The organism is Lysinibacillus sp. NPDC093210, from assembly GCF_044753985.1.
Lineage (GTDB): Bacteria > Bacillota > Bacilli > Bacillales_A > Planococcaceae > Lysinibacillus.
The window spans coordinates 190,922-205,906 of the sequence record NZ_JBIVOE010000009.1 but is presented as its reverse complement, the minus strand read 5'-3'; the positions used below and the strand labels follow the sequence as shown (position 1 = coordinate 205,906).

The 14,985-nt window shown below is 31.8% G+C and carries 13 protein-coding genes; 8 read left to right on the top strand and 5 right to left on the bottom strand.

Annotation, left to right across the window (positions count from 1 at the left end; all coding sequences use genetic code 11):
- Positions 1–292 precede the first annotated feature (292 nt).
- Complete coding sequence (locus tag ACIP9C_RS19550; RefSeq protein WP_401013399.1) at positions 293–778, top strand: DUF2975 domain-containing protein; 486 nt, start codon at positions 293–295, stop codon at positions 776–778.
- Between the two features lie 10 nt (positions 779–788).
- Positions 789–1,007 (top strand): helix-turn-helix domain-containing protein, encoded by a 219-nt coding sequence (locus tag ACIP9C_RS19545; RefSeq protein WP_000974626.1) that lies wholly within the window; start codon positions 789–791, stop codon positions 1,005–1,007.
- A gap of 140 nt (positions 1,008–1,147) precedes the next feature.
- Here ACIP9C_RS19545 and ACIP9C_RS19540 read toward each other — a convergent pair whose 3' ends face one another.
- Together ACIP9C_RS19540 and ACIP9C_RS19535 are read right to left on the bottom strand one after the other, a co-directional pair.
- Positions 1,148–2,593: an MDR family MFS transporter gene (locus ACIP9C_RS19540; RefSeq protein WP_401013397.1), complete on the bottom strand. Its 1,446-nt coding sequence runs from the start codon at positions 2,591–2,593 to the stop codon at positions 1,148–1,150.
- A gap of 252 nt (positions 2,594–2,845) precedes the next feature.
- Positions 2,846–3,553 carry a DUF421 domain-containing protein gene (locus tag ACIP9C_RS19535; RefSeq protein WP_401013394.1) on the bottom strand — a complete coding sequence of 236 codons (708 nt, stop codon included), beginning with the start codon at positions 3,551–3,553 and terminating at the stop codon, positions 2,846–2,848.
- Positions 3,554–3,908: 355 nt separating this feature from the next.
- On the opposite strand from ACIP9C_RS19535, the gene ACIP9C_RS19530 reads away from it, so the two are divergent.
- The 3 genes from ACIP9C_RS19530 to ACIP9C_RS19520 all read left to right on the top strand — a co-directional run bounded on the left by ACIP9C_RS19530 (position 3,909) and on the right by ACIP9C_RS19520 (position 6,619).
- Positions 3,909–4,430 (top strand): GNAT family N-acetyltransferase, encoded by a 522-nt coding sequence (locus ACIP9C_RS19530; RefSeq protein ID WP_401013391.1) that lies wholly within the window; start codon positions 3,909–3,911, stop codon positions 4,428–4,430.
- Between the two features lie 370 nt (positions 4,431–4,800).
- Positions 4,801–6,081: a histidine--tRNA ligase gene (locus ACIP9C_RS19525; protein ID WP_401013388.1), complete on the top strand. Its 1,281-nt coding sequence runs from the start codon at positions 4,801–4,803 to the stop codon at positions 6,079–6,081.
- 34 nt (positions 6,082–6,115) lie between these two features.
- A complete protein-coding gene (locus ACIP9C_RS19520) occupies positions 6,116–6,619 on the top strand; it encodes a GNAT family N-acetyltransferase (RefSeq protein ID WP_401013385.1) in 504 nt (167 codons plus the stop codon).
- A 94-nt stretch (positions 6,620–6,713) separates the two neighbouring features.
- Here the strand turns inward: ACIP9C_RS19520 and abc-f are convergent, their stop codons facing one another.
- The 3 genes from abc-f to ACIP9C_RS19505 all read right to left on the bottom strand — a co-directional run bounded on the left by abc-f (position 6,714) and on the right by ACIP9C_RS19505 (position 12,164).
- Entirely contained in the window at positions 6,714–8,189 is a 1,476-nt protein-coding gene (gene abc-f / locus ACIP9C_RS19515) for a ribosomal protection-like ABC-F family protein (protein ID WP_401013382.1), read from the bottom strand.
- A gap of 92 nt (positions 8,190–8,281) precedes the next feature.
- On the bottom strand, positions 8,282–11,239 hold the full coding sequence (locus ACIP9C_RS19510) for a lantibiotic dehydratase (RefSeq protein WP_401013379.1): 2,958 nt from the start codon (positions 11,237–11,239) through the stop codon (positions 8,282–8,284).
- 58 nt (positions 11,240–11,297) lie between these two features.
- Complete coding sequence (locus tag ACIP9C_RS19505) at positions 11,298–12,164, bottom strand: Rgg family transcriptional regulator (protein ID WP_401013376.1); 867 nt, start codon at positions 12,162–12,164, stop codon at positions 11,298–11,300.
- Positions 12,165–12,372: 208 nt separating this feature from the next.
- Here ACIP9C_RS19505 and ACIP9C_RS19500 point away from each other — a divergent pair, with 208 nt between their 5' ends.
- From ACIP9C_RS19500 to ACIP9C_RS19490, 3 genes are read left to right on the top strand one after another with little or no spacing between them, the layout of a single operon-like run.
- Positions 12,373–13,953: an ABC transporter transmembrane domain-containing protein gene (locus ACIP9C_RS19500; protein ID WP_401013374.1), complete on the top strand. Its 1,581-nt coding sequence runs from the start codon at positions 12,373–12,375 to the stop codon at positions 13,951–13,953.
- Positions 13,953–14,696: a S41 family peptidase gene (locus ACIP9C_RS19495; protein ID WP_401013371.1), complete on the top strand. Its 744-nt coding sequence runs from the start codon at positions 13,953–13,955 to the stop codon at positions 14,694–14,696. Before ACIP9C_RS19500 ends, ACIP9C_RS19495 begins: the two co-directional genes overlap by 1 nt.
- Before the next feature lie 35 nt (positions 14,697–14,731).
- Positions 14,732–14,857, top strand: coding sequence for a hypothetical protein (locus ACIP9C_RS19490; protein ID WP_255702601.1), 126 nt, complete (start codon positions 14,732–14,734; stop codon positions 14,855–14,857).
- The last annotated feature ends 128 nt before the right edge of the window (positions 14,858–14,985 follow it).

Genomic DNA, 14,985 nt, shown 5'->3' with positions numbered 1-14,985 from the left:
ATTGTAAAAAGTTTAATTAAAATCATCTCACCTGTAGATTTCTAAAGTTTGAAAATGAACTAAATAGCCACGAATGTTGTTAACTCAATGTTTCGTGGCTTTTCTTGAAGAGTAGAGAAACTCGATCCATTAACCATGGGTCGAGTTTTTTATTGCGATTATTTTAATGAATGTCAAAATAAAAAGGACAATTATATAATGATGAATACCACGAAAAACAATCTATATTTATTGTAAAACGATAAATTTTGTGTTAAATTTATTTTGTCATTAAATAACTGAGGTGCTTACTATGAATGTTAAACGCGGTTCAACCACTTTTTTAAAGGTAATTATTTTTCTGGCTGGAATTGCAGTTCTTGCTTTATGTATATTTTTAGTGCCCCATATAGCGAATTTCGCATCGGAATTGTATCCACATATTTCACCGATGAAATATCTCATTTTCATCGTAATGTATGGAGCGGCTGTACCTTTTTACGTTGCTCTCTATCAGGCCTTTAAACTTTTACGGTACATTGAGGAGAATACAGCGTTCTCGGAATTATCAGTAGAAGCATTAAAGAACATTAAGCGCTGTGCGATTATCATCAGTAGTCTGTATGTATTGGGTATGCCACTCTTCTCTTTTATCGCGAAGAAAGTTGACCCTCCTGTTGGATTTATAGGACTTATTATCATTTTTGCTTCGTTCGTAATTGCCGTTTTTGCTGCTATCCTCCAACGGCTTTTACAAGAAGCGATTAACATAAAAACAGAAAATGATTTGACGGTCTGAGGTGGATGATATGGCGATAATTATTAATATTGATGTAATGTTAGCAAAGCGGAAAATGAGCGTAACGGAGCTTTCGGAGAAGGTTGGAATCACTATGGCGAATCTTTCTATTCTAAAAAATGGGAAAGCAAAAGCGGTTCGTTTTTCAACATTAGAAGCGATTTGTAAAACTTTAGATTGTCAGCCTGGTGATATTTTGGAGTACAAAAGCGATGAAGATACTCAATAAAACAGGCAACAAATATTAACAAACGGTTGTTAATAGAGAATTTAAAGGATAGCTTAATTGTATTGCTTCTTTATATTGATGTAACCTGTTAAAAAATAAGCTATAAAGAGCAAACTCTTTACAGCTTATTTTTATATTCATTATTTATGATCGCTCACTAGTTGAGTGGCTGGCTTTAAAAAGAACCAAACAATTAACAAAGTTATTAGTGCTAATATAAAAGTACCCATATAAATGAAATGTACACTAGAAGCTAATGCCTCTTGCGATTTGGTTACTACGTTTGCTGTAGTTCCTCCATGTCCACCAGATGAAACAAGATCAAGGTGTTGAATACCATGTGCATGGATCATCGTGTTGAAAAGCGCCCCGAAAACTGCAGCTCCTAATGTTTGGCTAAACGTATTGATAAATGTATTTAGACCAATTGCTGTTCCACGCGTGTGATTTGAAACAGCTGTTTGAATCGTTACCATGTAAATAGGAGAAACAAGTCCCATTCCTAATCCGAATAATCCGACTCCAACATAAATAAGGAACGCTAGTGAATCTGTTGACAATGTAAATAACGTAAAGGCCGCAACTGACAGAACACTAACCCCAATTAGAATGATTTGTTTCGTATTTAAACGTCCAACTAATTTACCTGAAAAAATAGTCCCGACTGTCCACATAACAGGAAGTGGCATTAAAATGAGTCCTGCATCTGTCGCATTTTTCCCTAATACACCTTGGCTCCAAATTGGAAGATACATTGTAATACTAATAAGCATTGCACCCGAAATAAGTGTTAGTATATTAATAACAGATAATGTACGGTTAGAGAAAAGTGCTAGCGGAATTAATGGTTCCGGAGATTTCTTCTCAATAAATATGAAAATAATGAATGACACAACTGCAAAGAGTAATAGACCTATAATTGTCATGTCCCCCCAGTTGTTCTTACTGCTACCTGTTAATAACGCGTAAAGTAGGGCGATTGCACTTAATGAGAAGACTGTTGCACCAAGATAGTCGATATGATGCTTAGCAGGCTTAATAGATTCTTTGTAATAAATGACAATCATTATACAAGCGATAATTCCAAATGGAACGTTTAAGAAGAAGATGTAGCGCCAAGAAAGAGAATCAACTAAAAATCCACCTACGAGCGGTCCGATAACACCAGAGATACCCCAAACTGCACTAATCCACCCCTGTGCTTTTGCACGGTCTTTCACTTCGCTATATAAGTCACCAATAATGGTCATTGTTATTGGCATAATAGCGCCAGCTCCTAGACCTTGAAGGGCACGAAAGACGATAAGCTGTTCCATCGATGTCACAACACCGCAAAGAGCAGAGCCGACTAAAAATATTGTTGCCCCAATAAGTAAAACTTTTTTTCGACCGAATAAATCCGCCAGTTTCCCGTATATTGGAGTCGAAACAGCAGTGGCCAGCATATAAATTGCATATACCCAACTAACGAGTTCGACGCCCGATAAATCACTTGTTATACGGGGGATTGCTGTACTAATAATTGTTCCCTCTACAGCAGAAAGGAATGTCATTAACATTAATGACATAATAACTTTTTTTCTCATAATTTCCCTCTAACTTCCATCTAGTTAAATTTATTCAATATATAACTTACCTTTAAATCTTCCAAATAACAAATCTAGATACGCTGTGAGGATTAATAGCCTAACTGGGAACAGAAATGTTTTACGGAATGAACGGGTGGTTTTTATTAAATAATATTAACTTTAATTGAATCTTCGGCTTTGTCAAATACAAATAACCACTTTAGTATTCATTTTGACTTAGGTTGGATTGTAGATTGTGTGCTAACGTTTTTAATTCACTTTTCGTATATCGTCATTAGTATCCGCATAGGTTTTGATGAAAAATCCGTCAGTTTCTGACCATTCCGCATACAAAATATCTTGAATAGTAGTATAGCCTTCCTTTTGCAGTTCATCGTATAGCCATTCCTTTGACTTGCCCGTGTATTTTAAGATTTCTTCGTTAATTTCTCCTTCATCTACATACAGGAAATTAATTGCCTCGTCTTTTGGCTTTAAATTGAGCATGGCTGGTGTGACCATATCGAACTTAGCATACTTTTTTAAGCTGACAGTACCACCAGGCTCTAAGTACAAATCACAAACTTCCCGCAGTGAGAATACCCCTTGTTGCCGTAACATAATGCGTAATTGCTCCATTTCCAAGTGATTGGCTTCAAGTTCTTTTAAGTTGAATTCGCCGTTTTTGATTAAAATAGAAGTTTCCCCTTTCAGTAGAACCCGTAATTTATCGTAGCGCTGTGAAGAAATTTCGATAATAAATAACATGACGCCCCATACGGTCACTGCGAACCAGACATGAAGCGGTGAAATTTTGTTATCATAAATGCTTTCCTCCAATATGCCACCAAGTACTATGGAATAAATAAAATCAAAGGGGGTGAGCTGCGATATTTCTTTTTTGCCCAACAAACGCGTCACAATTAATAAAGCAATGAATCCAAAAAATAACTTCAATCCAATATTCATATATGTCATAAAATCAACTCCTCTGTACTAAATTTTTTTAAGCAAAATAAGGATACGATTACCGTACCCCTTCTAGTCATAGTCCAGTTCATTGCTTAAGCACCTGTAGTGCGCATACAAATGGTTCTGGTTGTTCATATTAACTAATTAGCAAACACCGAAGTATTGATTAACGCTTTGCCCATCTTCCTCTCATATAGGTAGTGTTCTATACCCAATCTGCGGAAATATTCAACCTCTGAAGCGGAGCATTAAAGCCATCATTTTAAATTCATTATTAGCAATCGTTTACCAAATATTAATAAGGTATAATATCCATATAATTTAGGTTTTTTAAAATAACTAAATAGCAAAGGAAGAAATTATGAAGATTGAAAAGGGAACGGAAAATAATATCGAGGAAATTGAATCTTTATATAATGATTTAAATGATTATCTTGATGCGCATATAAATTACCCTGGATGGAAAAAAGGTGTCTATCCTATAAAAGAAACTGCAGTACATGGTATACAGGAAGGCAATTTATATGTGATGAAAGATGAGGATCATATTGTTGGCACTGTCATACTAAGACATGAGCAAGAAGCAGCTTATTCTAAAGCTAATTGGTATCATAATTTCGGTGATGAAGAAATATTGGTTATTAACACTTTTGCTGTCCATCCTACATATTTTAATAAAGGAATTGGAACAAGACTTATGGATTTTATTATTCAGCATAGTAAAAAAATGAACATAAAAGCTATTCGTCTGGATGTATATGAAAAAAATAAACCAGCGATAAAACTTTATAGAAAATATGGTTTTGAGTATATTGATACCGTTGATTTAGGATACAGTGAATATGGTTTAGATAAATTTGAACTTTATCAAAAGCTACTATAAATTCAAGTTTTAACGAGCAGTTAGCTATACAGAGTAACTGCTTTTTTCCTTTTTAAAGTAATTTAACAATGCAATCTGCTTGCACCTATTATTTTTGACTAAAGTCAGTATTGATAGAAAATAAAGAATTGACAAAAAACATCAATTGATTTAAAGTAACGAATAATCGAATGGGGGAGATTCTATGCCGATTTTAAATCGCCTAATATTAACAACTACACATCATCATATCCGTTAGTCTTGCTATCTTTATTAATTTTTTAATAATGAATAGGAAGACTATTTCCCATGAAATCGTATAACTAAGCCGAAGTTGGAGCTTATGTTTGTACGGTTTTTTTATTTTCTTAAAAACGAAGGAGTGAAGATGATGAAGAAAATGGATTATCAAAATGTTAGAGGGACACAAGATTATTTGCCTGAGCAAGAGCTTATTCGTCGTAAAATTCGCCGTACATTAGAAGATACGTTTATTGCATACGGATGTAAACCACTAGAAACGCCTATTTTAAACTATACAAGTTTAATGGCATCTAAATATGCGGGGGGTGCTGAAATTTTACAAGAGATGTATGTGCTATCAGATCGTGGAGAGCGTGAACTGGCACTACGTTATGATCTAACGATTCCATTTGCTAAAGTAATAGCATTGAATCCTACATTACCTATGCCATTTAAACGTTATGAAATTGGCAAAGTGTTTCGAGACGGTCCGATTAAAGCTGGAAGATTTCGTGAGTTTACACAATGTGACGTAGATATTGTAGGGGTTGATTCACAAGCAGCAGAGGCAGAATTGATGATGATGGCATTAGATGCATTTGAAAAACTGGAACAAGATGTTGTTATTCAATATAACAATCGTAAGTTATTAGTTGGTTTACTTAGTATTTTCGGTGTGAATGCCGATATCCAAAGTCGAGTTATTTTAATACTAGATAAAATTGAAAAAGTGGGAAATAACGCTGTTTTAACAGAATTAACGGAATTAGGCTTGGACGCATCAGTATTAAAAAATATCGAACATTTTTTACAAGACAATAGAAAAAATACACTTAGTTATTTCGGCCAATACGAAGAGCCTTTTATTCAAGATGGATTAGCTGAAATGTTAGAACTAGAACGATACTTAAATATGCTAGGCATTACAGAAAGTTGTGTATTTAATCCATTGCTCGCTCGCGGTCTAGAAATTTATACAGGGACGATTTATGAGATTTTCGTAAGCGATGGTCGAATGACATCAAGTATTGGTAGTGGAGGGCGCTATGACAATGCAATTGGCGGTCTTTTAGGAGGAACTGAAAGATTTGCCACAGTAGGTATTTCATTTGGCTTAGATGTTATATTCACAGCTATGATGTTGGGCGAACAAAAGAAACAGGAAACGTTAGTTGATATTTATATTATTCCAATAAATACAGTTGCGGAATCTCTTGTATTAGCAAGGGCTTTGCGGAAAGAGTATCGTGTTGAAGTCGAGCTGAATGGAAAAAAATTAAGAAAAGCGATGGATAAAGCAAATCGTGACAACATCCCATTTGTAATTGTGTTAGGAGAAGAAGAAGTTACGGAAAATCAATATGTTGTAAAAAATATGGAGACCGGGGAGAACGTTATTAAAAAATTTGTTTTCGATTCATTAATTTAGTATTTCTTAAATAACAGACGTAAGGGGATACATTATGGAAATTCGTATTTTAAATAAATTAGATGCTCAGTTGTATCAAGAGGTTCGCTTAAGTGCATTGCAAATCAATCCAGAGGCATTTGGTTCAACATATGAGCGTGAAGTAAACTTTTCATTAGAAACTGTAGCAGAGCGATTAGAACCAGCGAAGGATAAATTTGTCCTCGGAGCTTTTAATGACAATGGTTTGTTAGTTGGAATCGTTACTTTTATGCGTGAAAGCAGTGTGAAAACTCGTCATAAAGGTAATGTTTTCGGAATGTATGTAGCACCAGAAGGTAGAGGGCGGGGAGTAGGCAAATTACTAATGCGTGAACTAATTAAGAGAGCGAAAAGCTGTGATGGTTTGGAGCAAATTAACTTAACGGTTGTCTCTAATAATATCTCTGCTAAGAAGTTATATATGTCTTTAGGCTTCGTGGTGTACGGTGTTGAACGAAATGCCCTTAAATTTAATAGACAGTATTTTGATGAGGAATTGATGGTATTACATATTTAATGGTGAACAATGTCAATTTTAAAGATTAATGCGAATAAACCACCCGTTATCGTGGGTGGTTTTAATGTGAAGAGAATATATATTGAATGACGGCTTACTTTTCTTTTATAAGTTGTAAAGTTCTATCCTTAATTTCCCAAATTTGATCAGCTACTCTCTCTACAATAAGCTGATCGTGAGAAGTAAAGAGCACTGTTCCTTTATAACCAATCAAAAACTTTTCTAACGCTTCAATTGTAGCCAAGTCAATAAAGTTTGTTGGTTCATCTAAAATAAGAATATTAGAAGGTTTTGCAAAAAGGGCTGCCAATGATATTCGGGTTGCTTCACCTCCACTTAACGAATGCAATGGTTTTCTAATATCGGCTTCTTTAAAACCTAAATTACTAAGAATAGCACGAATAAAACTTTCTTTATATTCACTCATTTTCATAAGATAATTTAAAATACTTGTGTCACCAATCAATTTATAATCCATTTGCTTGTAAGTGCAAAAAACTATTTTTGAGGACAGTGTTATTCCTTCATGATTATTCATTATATAATTTAAGAAGGTCGATTTACCTACTCCATTATCTCCTACTATAGCAATCTTCTTTCCGAGAGGGAATTGGAAATCCTGGTCTGAAAGTAAAATGTTATCTCCTGCTTTAACTGTAATATTATGTCCCATTATTGGGAAACGATTATTTATTTCAAGCCCTTTTACTATCGGAAATGAAATTTGTTTTGGTTCTTTTTCAATATGAATTTCCTCTAACATATCAAGTCTTTTCTCTATTGATTTAACGGTTTTCAACATACTCTTTTGAACGGTGTCTTTTTGTTTTGAGGAAGCTAAGCGATTGGGTTTAATACTTCTTTGCTTGTTTTTTTCACTAACAATAGAAATTTTTTTTGCTTGGATTTTTTTTACTTCTACTGCTTCTTGTAAACGCTCTTTTTCTTTTGATACTTTTTGATATTTTCTTTGTAGCTCTAATTTCTCTTGTCTTTTTTGTTCAATATATTGATCGTAATTCCCGTTAAATTCCTTTATAACCCCATTTTCAACCTCCCATATTTTAGTGGCTATTGAATTTATAAAATAGCGATCGTGGCTCACAAATATTAATGTACCGTAGTAATACTTTAATTCTTCAATCATTATGTCGATGCTAGCTCTATCTACGTGGGTAGTTGGTTCGTCTAAAAGAAGGCCCATTTTATATTTAGAAAGCAACTGTACTAAACGAAATTTTGATTGTTCTCCACCGCTAAGTGTCTCTACACTATTGTTAGGGATTTTCAAACGGCTAAGTAATTGGGAATCTAGATAGTCGGCATTTGTTTCTTCTTGTAATTCACCCATTTGTTCAAAGTAATTGAAATCAACAAATCTTTCAATGTTGCCATTATCAGGTATAGTTATACCAGCAATTATATTTAATAAAGTCGTTTTCCCTTGACCATTTTTGCCTACAATACCAATGCGGTCATTTTGATAAACAGTTAATTCCTTAGTATCAAATACTTCTTTCTCCCCAAAACTAATCTGGACATTTTTTAGTTTTAGAGCTAATGCCTCCATATTTATCCCTCCAGTCTCAAATGTAAAAATTTGTTACGTGTATAAAGAGGAAACCGTATTTCTACTTTCTTAGGACATACAACGTCGTACTATTAATTTGAAATAAGATTATCACTATTGGTTTTCTTTTCCATAGCAATTTTTTGTTTTAGTACTCTCCAAACCATATTTCCAACTAACTCTTCCTCTTCTGATTTAATACCAAAGAGTCTTATACATGTCATATGTATTAAACTCCGAACAATATTTAAATCAAATCGTTTTATTTTTAATTTGTTATAGTAGCTGGATAATTCATTTTCCCAAGATGCAAGTTGATCTTTGGTAAAAACAAAATGGTTTGCTGCTAAATCCTCGTTTGAAGAAGCAGTAATATCACAATAAGCCAAATATTTATGTCTATTTTCTCGATAGTTTTTTGAAAAGTCCTTATTTGAATAGCCATCGTCCATAATTAGGAATTGTTGGTTAGTATCTCTGGTATAAATAGATAGTAGTTTAAACACAAGAAATATTGCATGATCAACTTTATCTATTTTCTCGTTTACTAAACATGAGCCTAACAAACTGAGAATAAGAGTACTATCAGCACAGAAAAAATCTTCTGCCTCAGTCATGACAGATAATCCCCCATACCTTTCGTATTCCGGATCATATTTTCCAGCACTATATTCAATAATATCTCCAGTTATAACACCTTTTTTTAAGTATTCATCTATTAAATTTAGCTGAGAAGTAGGGGAGAATCTTAATCTTATATGATGCCTATCGTCAAAATAACGTATGAAAAATGAATTGTTTATCGCTCCAATGCCTTTAAGTTCTTTTACGAGTTCATATAAAAAAGTTCCTAAGAAATCGTCTTGAAGTTCATACGGTAAATATATATTAAAATGTTGCCAGTTAACTTTTCTCTCTAAATTGAATACTTCCTTGCTATGAAATAAAGGTTGTTCGATTAGTTTTTTTGGCTGTATCTTTTGTGATACAAAGTTAAAAACGAACTCAGATATATAATGATTTCCTTCAGGGTCAATTGTAACTAAATCTGAGAAATTCATTGAATTTTCCTCAAGATATATATTATAAGAACTATCCGTTTTATAAATATCCCATAAAATATCTAAGTCTTCTTTATGATTAGTATCAATTAATATTTTTTGGTCATTGCATCTTACAAAAAGTGAATTAGGTATTTCATAAATGTTTTTCATTTCCGTAAATTTATTATAAAATTGATCTTGCGAAAGTTTATTTTTCATATAATTCTTTATCAACCAAGATTGAGGGAATAACTCAATTTCTTTAAAAAGAATCTTTGGGAAATGAATAAAGTCTTTCCGTATTTTTTGAATATCGAATAGTAAGGACATGATATTTGAATAATAGTAATGACTCCAAAATAACAAGTCATTTAATATATGAGGTGAAAAATGTTCTATATTAGATACATTATATTGCTCAAACTTTACAATTTTTTCGGTTCCATCTATTAATGCCGAAAGTGTTAATTTGTTATTTTGAATGCTAATAAATAGTTGTTCTAATGAAACGGATTGATTATCTTCAGTAGTTCCAAATTGAAGATTTAAGTTACCCACATAGCAATCGTTCATAATATTATAGTAGTGCTGGTTTTTCGGCATATATTTAACGGTGACTACCTCTGTATTTGCTTCTAAAAATTTTCTTCTCTCAATATTTTTCGTCAGTGTAAAATATTCTTGGTCTAAATAAGAAAAACGTCCTTCTAAGCGACCCAGACCGTTATTTCCAGCATATGGTGTAAGCAGTAATTTTAGTTTCTCATCATTGTTCTCTACATAAAAACAAGTTTGAATTGTTGGAGGAATTTCGCTTTCTATTTTTGCATCTTCAAAACTGAGGTTAGCTATATCTATCCATTCAGAATTCAATTTGGCTGCTGTAGAAGTTAGTGCTAATAATTGCGTTTTCAACTTCTTCTCTAAATCGGAAGTTGTACTTTCTAGCGAACTATTTTTCTCTCTGACTAATTGATAGCTCTTATAGAAATCTAAAAACTTTACTTTTGTATTTCCATATTTCTCTTTAAAAAAGTGCACATCAGCTTGATATCTATCGCTTAACGGCACACGTTTTGCATATGAGGATAGAAAATTTATTAAAGGCAAGACTGATTTTTCTATAGCACTTTTATTTAAATCAAGATTAATTACCTTTGTTTCACTATCAAAGCGCAGATAATTTTGACTTATAATAATCGATGAAAGTAGTTCCTCCAATTCAATGACAGTATCTATGTTGAAATTGCTGATTGAATTATTTAGATTACTTATTAAATTTCTTACTTTGGTTATAGTAGCTTTTGGAAAAGTATAGTTTTTTTCTTCAAAATACTGAATTAAAAGGTTGAAGTTTTGAATGAATGTTAAATTGTCTAGGTCAGTAATTAAATATCCTCCTAGTACCAACTGTTTTACTACACTTAATAAGATTTTAGATGGTAAAAGGATATTATTTCTTTCTGCTAGTTTTTTGGAAAGCTCTTCAAGAGATAAGGCCTTCTTTGAGCTATCCCGAATTGCTTCAATTAGATTGTTTATATGGATTTTATTGGTATTAAACTTTTTGTTATCATCTGATGTCCAATTATTGTATATAAAATTTGAATTTTGATATACCACATTAGAATTCCAGTTAATTTGTAAGCTATCTAAATTCTCTATTTTTATAGTTGAAATAAATTTACTTATCCATTCAGAGTCAACACTCGTATAAACGTTGAAATCGTTTTGAATAATCATTTGATTCCTTGTATTATTTTTTTCATCCATTTTATTGAAACTAACAGAAGAAAATAATCCGAAAGGTGTTGCTCTATATCTAGATCTATTTTTATATTTTCTTTTAGCTAATGTAGCTTTATGAAAATTGTCGTTCTTTTGTAGCTGATGATATAAACTACTGGAACTAATAAAAAGCTTTTTATCAAACCAACTATCAAATATAGCCTCGTCAGTTGTTTGGTTTGCTGTTCTAACATTTGTATATGGCATCATTTCGTACATGTTATTCACCTCTAATTTTAAATTTTTTAAATAAGAGAGGATCACAATTGAAATATTCTTATGAAGTTTTAACTTTCTCTAATCCGCTATGCTCCAGTATGTAATCAAGCATTCGATTAAACATCACTTCATGTTCGCGAGCTTCAATATGCCCAACAAACTCAATTGTCTTTATTACTTCTAAAATAGAACTTTGATCATTGTTTATTTTTATGTCATAGAACCCTTTAAATATTTTAAACAGTACTTTTTCAAAGAAATCGCTATCATTCAGTTGTATCGTGTTTAATAATTCAATCCATTTATTTGTGTAAAATGAATCTTTTTGTTCAAAGGCTAAGATTAATGCATTTACTACAAGTCGAAAGCCTTCGTTTCCATAAGGCCTAGTTTGACTATATTTATTAAACCTTTGAATACAACGCACAAGAATGGCATCAATTAATTCTAATGAAAAAACATACATACTATTTGTAAATAGTACAAGCTCATAATGAGTCCAAAATTCTGTACTGATTAAATATTTGAATAAACTACTTTTTTTCCCATCAATTTCTTGCCCCAACAATCTACAAATCCTGAAATTTAGAAGATCGGTCATATGCTCATTTTTTAAACCGGTAAAATCCGCCTCTAGTTTCCTCCTTAAAGAGCGCAATTCTTGAATGTCTTGAATTCTATATGCTCGAGATAGTTCCTTTAAAAAGCAAACTACCTTATCACTTGCATAGTTACTATGAATTAAAAAGAATTCATTGGGAGAAATATGTAACCTATCCATAAATAAGGATAGGTTAAGAATACTAGTGTCAGTTTGACCGCTTGCAAAACGATGATAAGCAGCTCTAGTTACTATGCCATCACAAAGATCTTTTATTTTAATCTTTTTACCTTCTCTTATCATTTCAATTGTAGGACCAAACATTTAAAAACCTCCTAAAATGTATATATTTGTATACATTTTACCATTCAATCAAGTTAATTCTCTATTATCAAGCTTATAAACAGCAACGTTTATTTGATTTGAAAATTCAATATGAGTTGGAAGGAGGTTTTGTAAGATGGGTGGATGGATTGATATTTTCTATGTAATTACTCTATTTATTTAATGAGTAACTAGGAGGGGAATGAATTTGAAAATAATTTTTGGAATGAAAAATAGAAATACGTTCCTTTTGATTTCTATTCTAATTGTTTCAACATTTATCGGGACAATTATTCAATTTATTAAAGGGGATTTATTTCAAGGGGCACTGGATCAGAATTTAGATAAAGTCTCTACTTATATAATGATTTTCGGTGTTTTAATTTTAATAGAGGTTTTATTCTATTTTATTGAATGGAAATACGAAAATCACTTAGTTAGAGATACATTTGCGAAACTCAAAAATTCAATCATTAACAATGTAATAAAAACTAAAGACTTTTCAAATATAAAGATGAAAAATGAAAATAATTTAAATACGCTAACTAATGTTGTCGATAGTTTAGAGTATCTCTATTATAGAAGTTTTTTCGATGCTTTTTATTTAACACTAAGAATAGTATTCGTAACAGTATCTTTACTTATAATAAATGTCTATATTGGTTTGATTGTAATTGCTTTTATGTTTTTACCTTTATTAGTAACTAAATTATTTAAAGATAAACTGGCTAATCTTGAAAAAAGCTTTCTAAATCAAAAAGGGGATAACCTCAACTTCTTTAAAAATCTACTGGATAATTTAAAGTACGTAAGAATTTTGAATGCTGATGTTCTTTTTCGAAATAAATCTAGAGAACAAATTTATAAAGAAAGAGATGCCGGGTTAAAAACTGAAAATTATAAAGTTACTTTAAATACTTTTTATTCGTTGCTATCATATTTATCGCATTTCTTAATTTTAGCTATTTCGGTTTTATTAATAATTAAAGGTCATATAACTCCGGGTGTTACTATTACTCTTTTAGGTTTGGTAGAACAATTAAGTATGCCGATTTTATCACTTTCAAGAAGCATTAATAATATTAACAGTACGAAGAAACTAAGAGCGGATATTAATTCAAGTCTCTACAAAGATATAGATGACCAAGAAACGTTTATTAGCTATAAGAACGCTATTTCAACTAAAAATTTATCATTTAAATTTGATAATACTGTTTTCAATTACAATGATATAACTTTCCTAAAAAACAACACACATATTATTACAGGTCAGAGTGGTTTAGGGAAATCTATATTTTTGGAATCCATACTTGGTTTGCTGAAGAGCAGCCACGGTGGGGAAATTTGTTATGACAACAATAGTCTTAAGTTTGAAAGTAACCCATTCAGAGACATTATGTACGTCATGACTGATAACAACCTTTTTGATGGATCACCAATATTTAATATTCTATTGCGAGATGAATATAGTGATGAAGAACTAAATTATATGAAAAAATTCTTATCAGAAGAGAAGCTTTTAAGTAAGGACGTAACAAAACTCTCTAGTGGCGAAAAGAGAAGATTGCTTATATTGAGAGGATTAATGTCGGATAGATCCACTTTAATATTCGACGAACCTACATCTAATCTCGATAGTCTGAATAGTCAAATATTTTGGGAGGAACTTTTAAATATAAAAGATAGAACAATCATCGTTGTTTCTCATAATACCCCTGAGGATATCTACGACAAATTTGATATAAAATACGATTTTACAAGTTATGTCGATAAGGAGTCTGTAGCTTAATGACTAAAGTAATCACAATAAAGGAAGAAACTTTGGAAAAATTTTTCGAAAAATTCGGAATTTTTATCAAAAAGAGTGATTCCAAAATAGTTATTATAGATATTTATCCGCCATTACCAAAAGAGATACACTCGCACACTATTATTAAAGCAAACGGTAAAGCACCCGATTTTATTAGCAACTGGTTAGTTGGTGAAAACCTAGTAGAGTTCGATGATGGGAGTCAATGGATTTTAACCCTAGGAGACTTTGATTGGAATCAGATCGTTTACAAAAATTTTACTAGTAATAATCATTTGTTTATACAATGTATTAGTTTTGATGTAATTCCTGAAATAGATGAAAAAGTTTATAAGCGAAATATAGTTATAGATTTAAGAGTTAATTTCGGTGGGGAATTGCAAAAAATGATTAATTACTATAAGTGGTTTGTTTATATTTGTAAGAAATATTCTATTTCTCATAAATATATACTGGTCTCAAATTCGACATGTAGCTCAGCGGAGTTATTTACCGATAAATTCAAAAATGATGAAAATGCAACGATTATTGGTAGTAAGACCTATGGAAAGAAGTATATATATAAACAAATTACCACACCAGATAAAAAGGTTCTTATTCCTATGTTGAAAATAGAAACTGACTTTAACATTGATATTAATTTTAATTTCGATTATTACTACGCCATTAAAAGTAAATCTAATACTCGATACTACAAGCCTCCAGAAATATTGATGCTTTAGTTATAGATTTAAACACTTAAAGGAGGTGAAGACTCATGAAAAAATGGATTAGCCCAAAAATGGACGCGCTACAAATCACAAAGTTCGATAATAAAATTTTATCAATCGAATCAGCTCTATATGCAAGCGGAGGACACCGTGGGGAGTTAACACGCAACTAATATTACTAAATATTTAAGGGGGAGGTGAATAACATGAAAAAATGGATTAGCCCAAAAATGGACGCGCTACAAATCACAAAGTTCGATAATAAAATTTTATCAATCGAATCAGCTCTATATGCAAGCGG

Bases quoted from the DNA above. Each gene is read 5' to 3' on its own strand.
- ACIP9C_RS19550 (WP_401013399.1), top strand. From the start codon at position 293: ATGAATGTTAAACGCGGTTCAACCACTTTTTTAAAGGTAATTATTTTT.
- ACIP9C_RS19545 (WP_000974626.1), top strand. From the start codon at position 789: ATGGCGATAATTATTAATATTGATGTAATGTTAGCAAAGCGGAAAATG.
- ACIP9C_RS19540 (WP_401013397.1), bottom strand. From the start codon at position 2,593: ATGAGAAAAAAAGTTATTATGTCATTAATGTTAATGACATTCCTTTCT.
- ACIP9C_RS19535 (WP_401013394.1), bottom strand. From the start codon at position 3,553: ATGACATATATGAATATTGGATTGAAGTTATTTTTTGGATTCATTGCT.
- ACIP9C_RS19530 (WP_401013391.1), top strand. From the start codon at position 3,909: ATGAAGATTGAAAAGGGAACGGAAAATAATATCGAGGAAATTGAATCT.
- ACIP9C_RS19525 (WP_401013388.1), top strand. From the start codon at position 4,801: ATGAAGAAAATGGATTATCAAAATGTTAGAGGGACACAAGATTATTTG.
- ACIP9C_RS19520 (WP_401013385.1), top strand. From the start codon at position 6,116: ATGGAAATTCGTATTTTAAATAAATTAGATGCTCAGTTGTATCAAGAG.
- abc-f (WP_401013382.1), bottom strand. From the start codon at position 8,189: ATGGAGGCATTAGCTCTAAAACTAAAAAATGTCCAGATTAGTTTTGGG.
- ACIP9C_RS19510 (WP_401013379.1), bottom strand. From the start codon at position 11,239: ATGTACGAAATGATGCCATATACAAATGTTAGAACAGCAAACCAAACA.
- ACIP9C_RS19505 (WP_401013376.1), bottom strand. From the start codon at position 12,164: ATGTTTGGTCCTACAATTGAAATGATAAGAGAAGGTAAAAAGATTAAA.
- ACIP9C_RS19495 (WP_401013371.1), top strand. From the start codon at position 13,953: ATGACTAAAGTAATCACAATAAAGGAAGAAACTTTGGAAAAATTTTTC.
- ACIP9C_RS19490 (WP_255702601.1), top strand. From the start codon at position 14,732: ATGAAAAAATGGATTAGCCCAAAAATGGACGCGCTACAAATCACAAAG.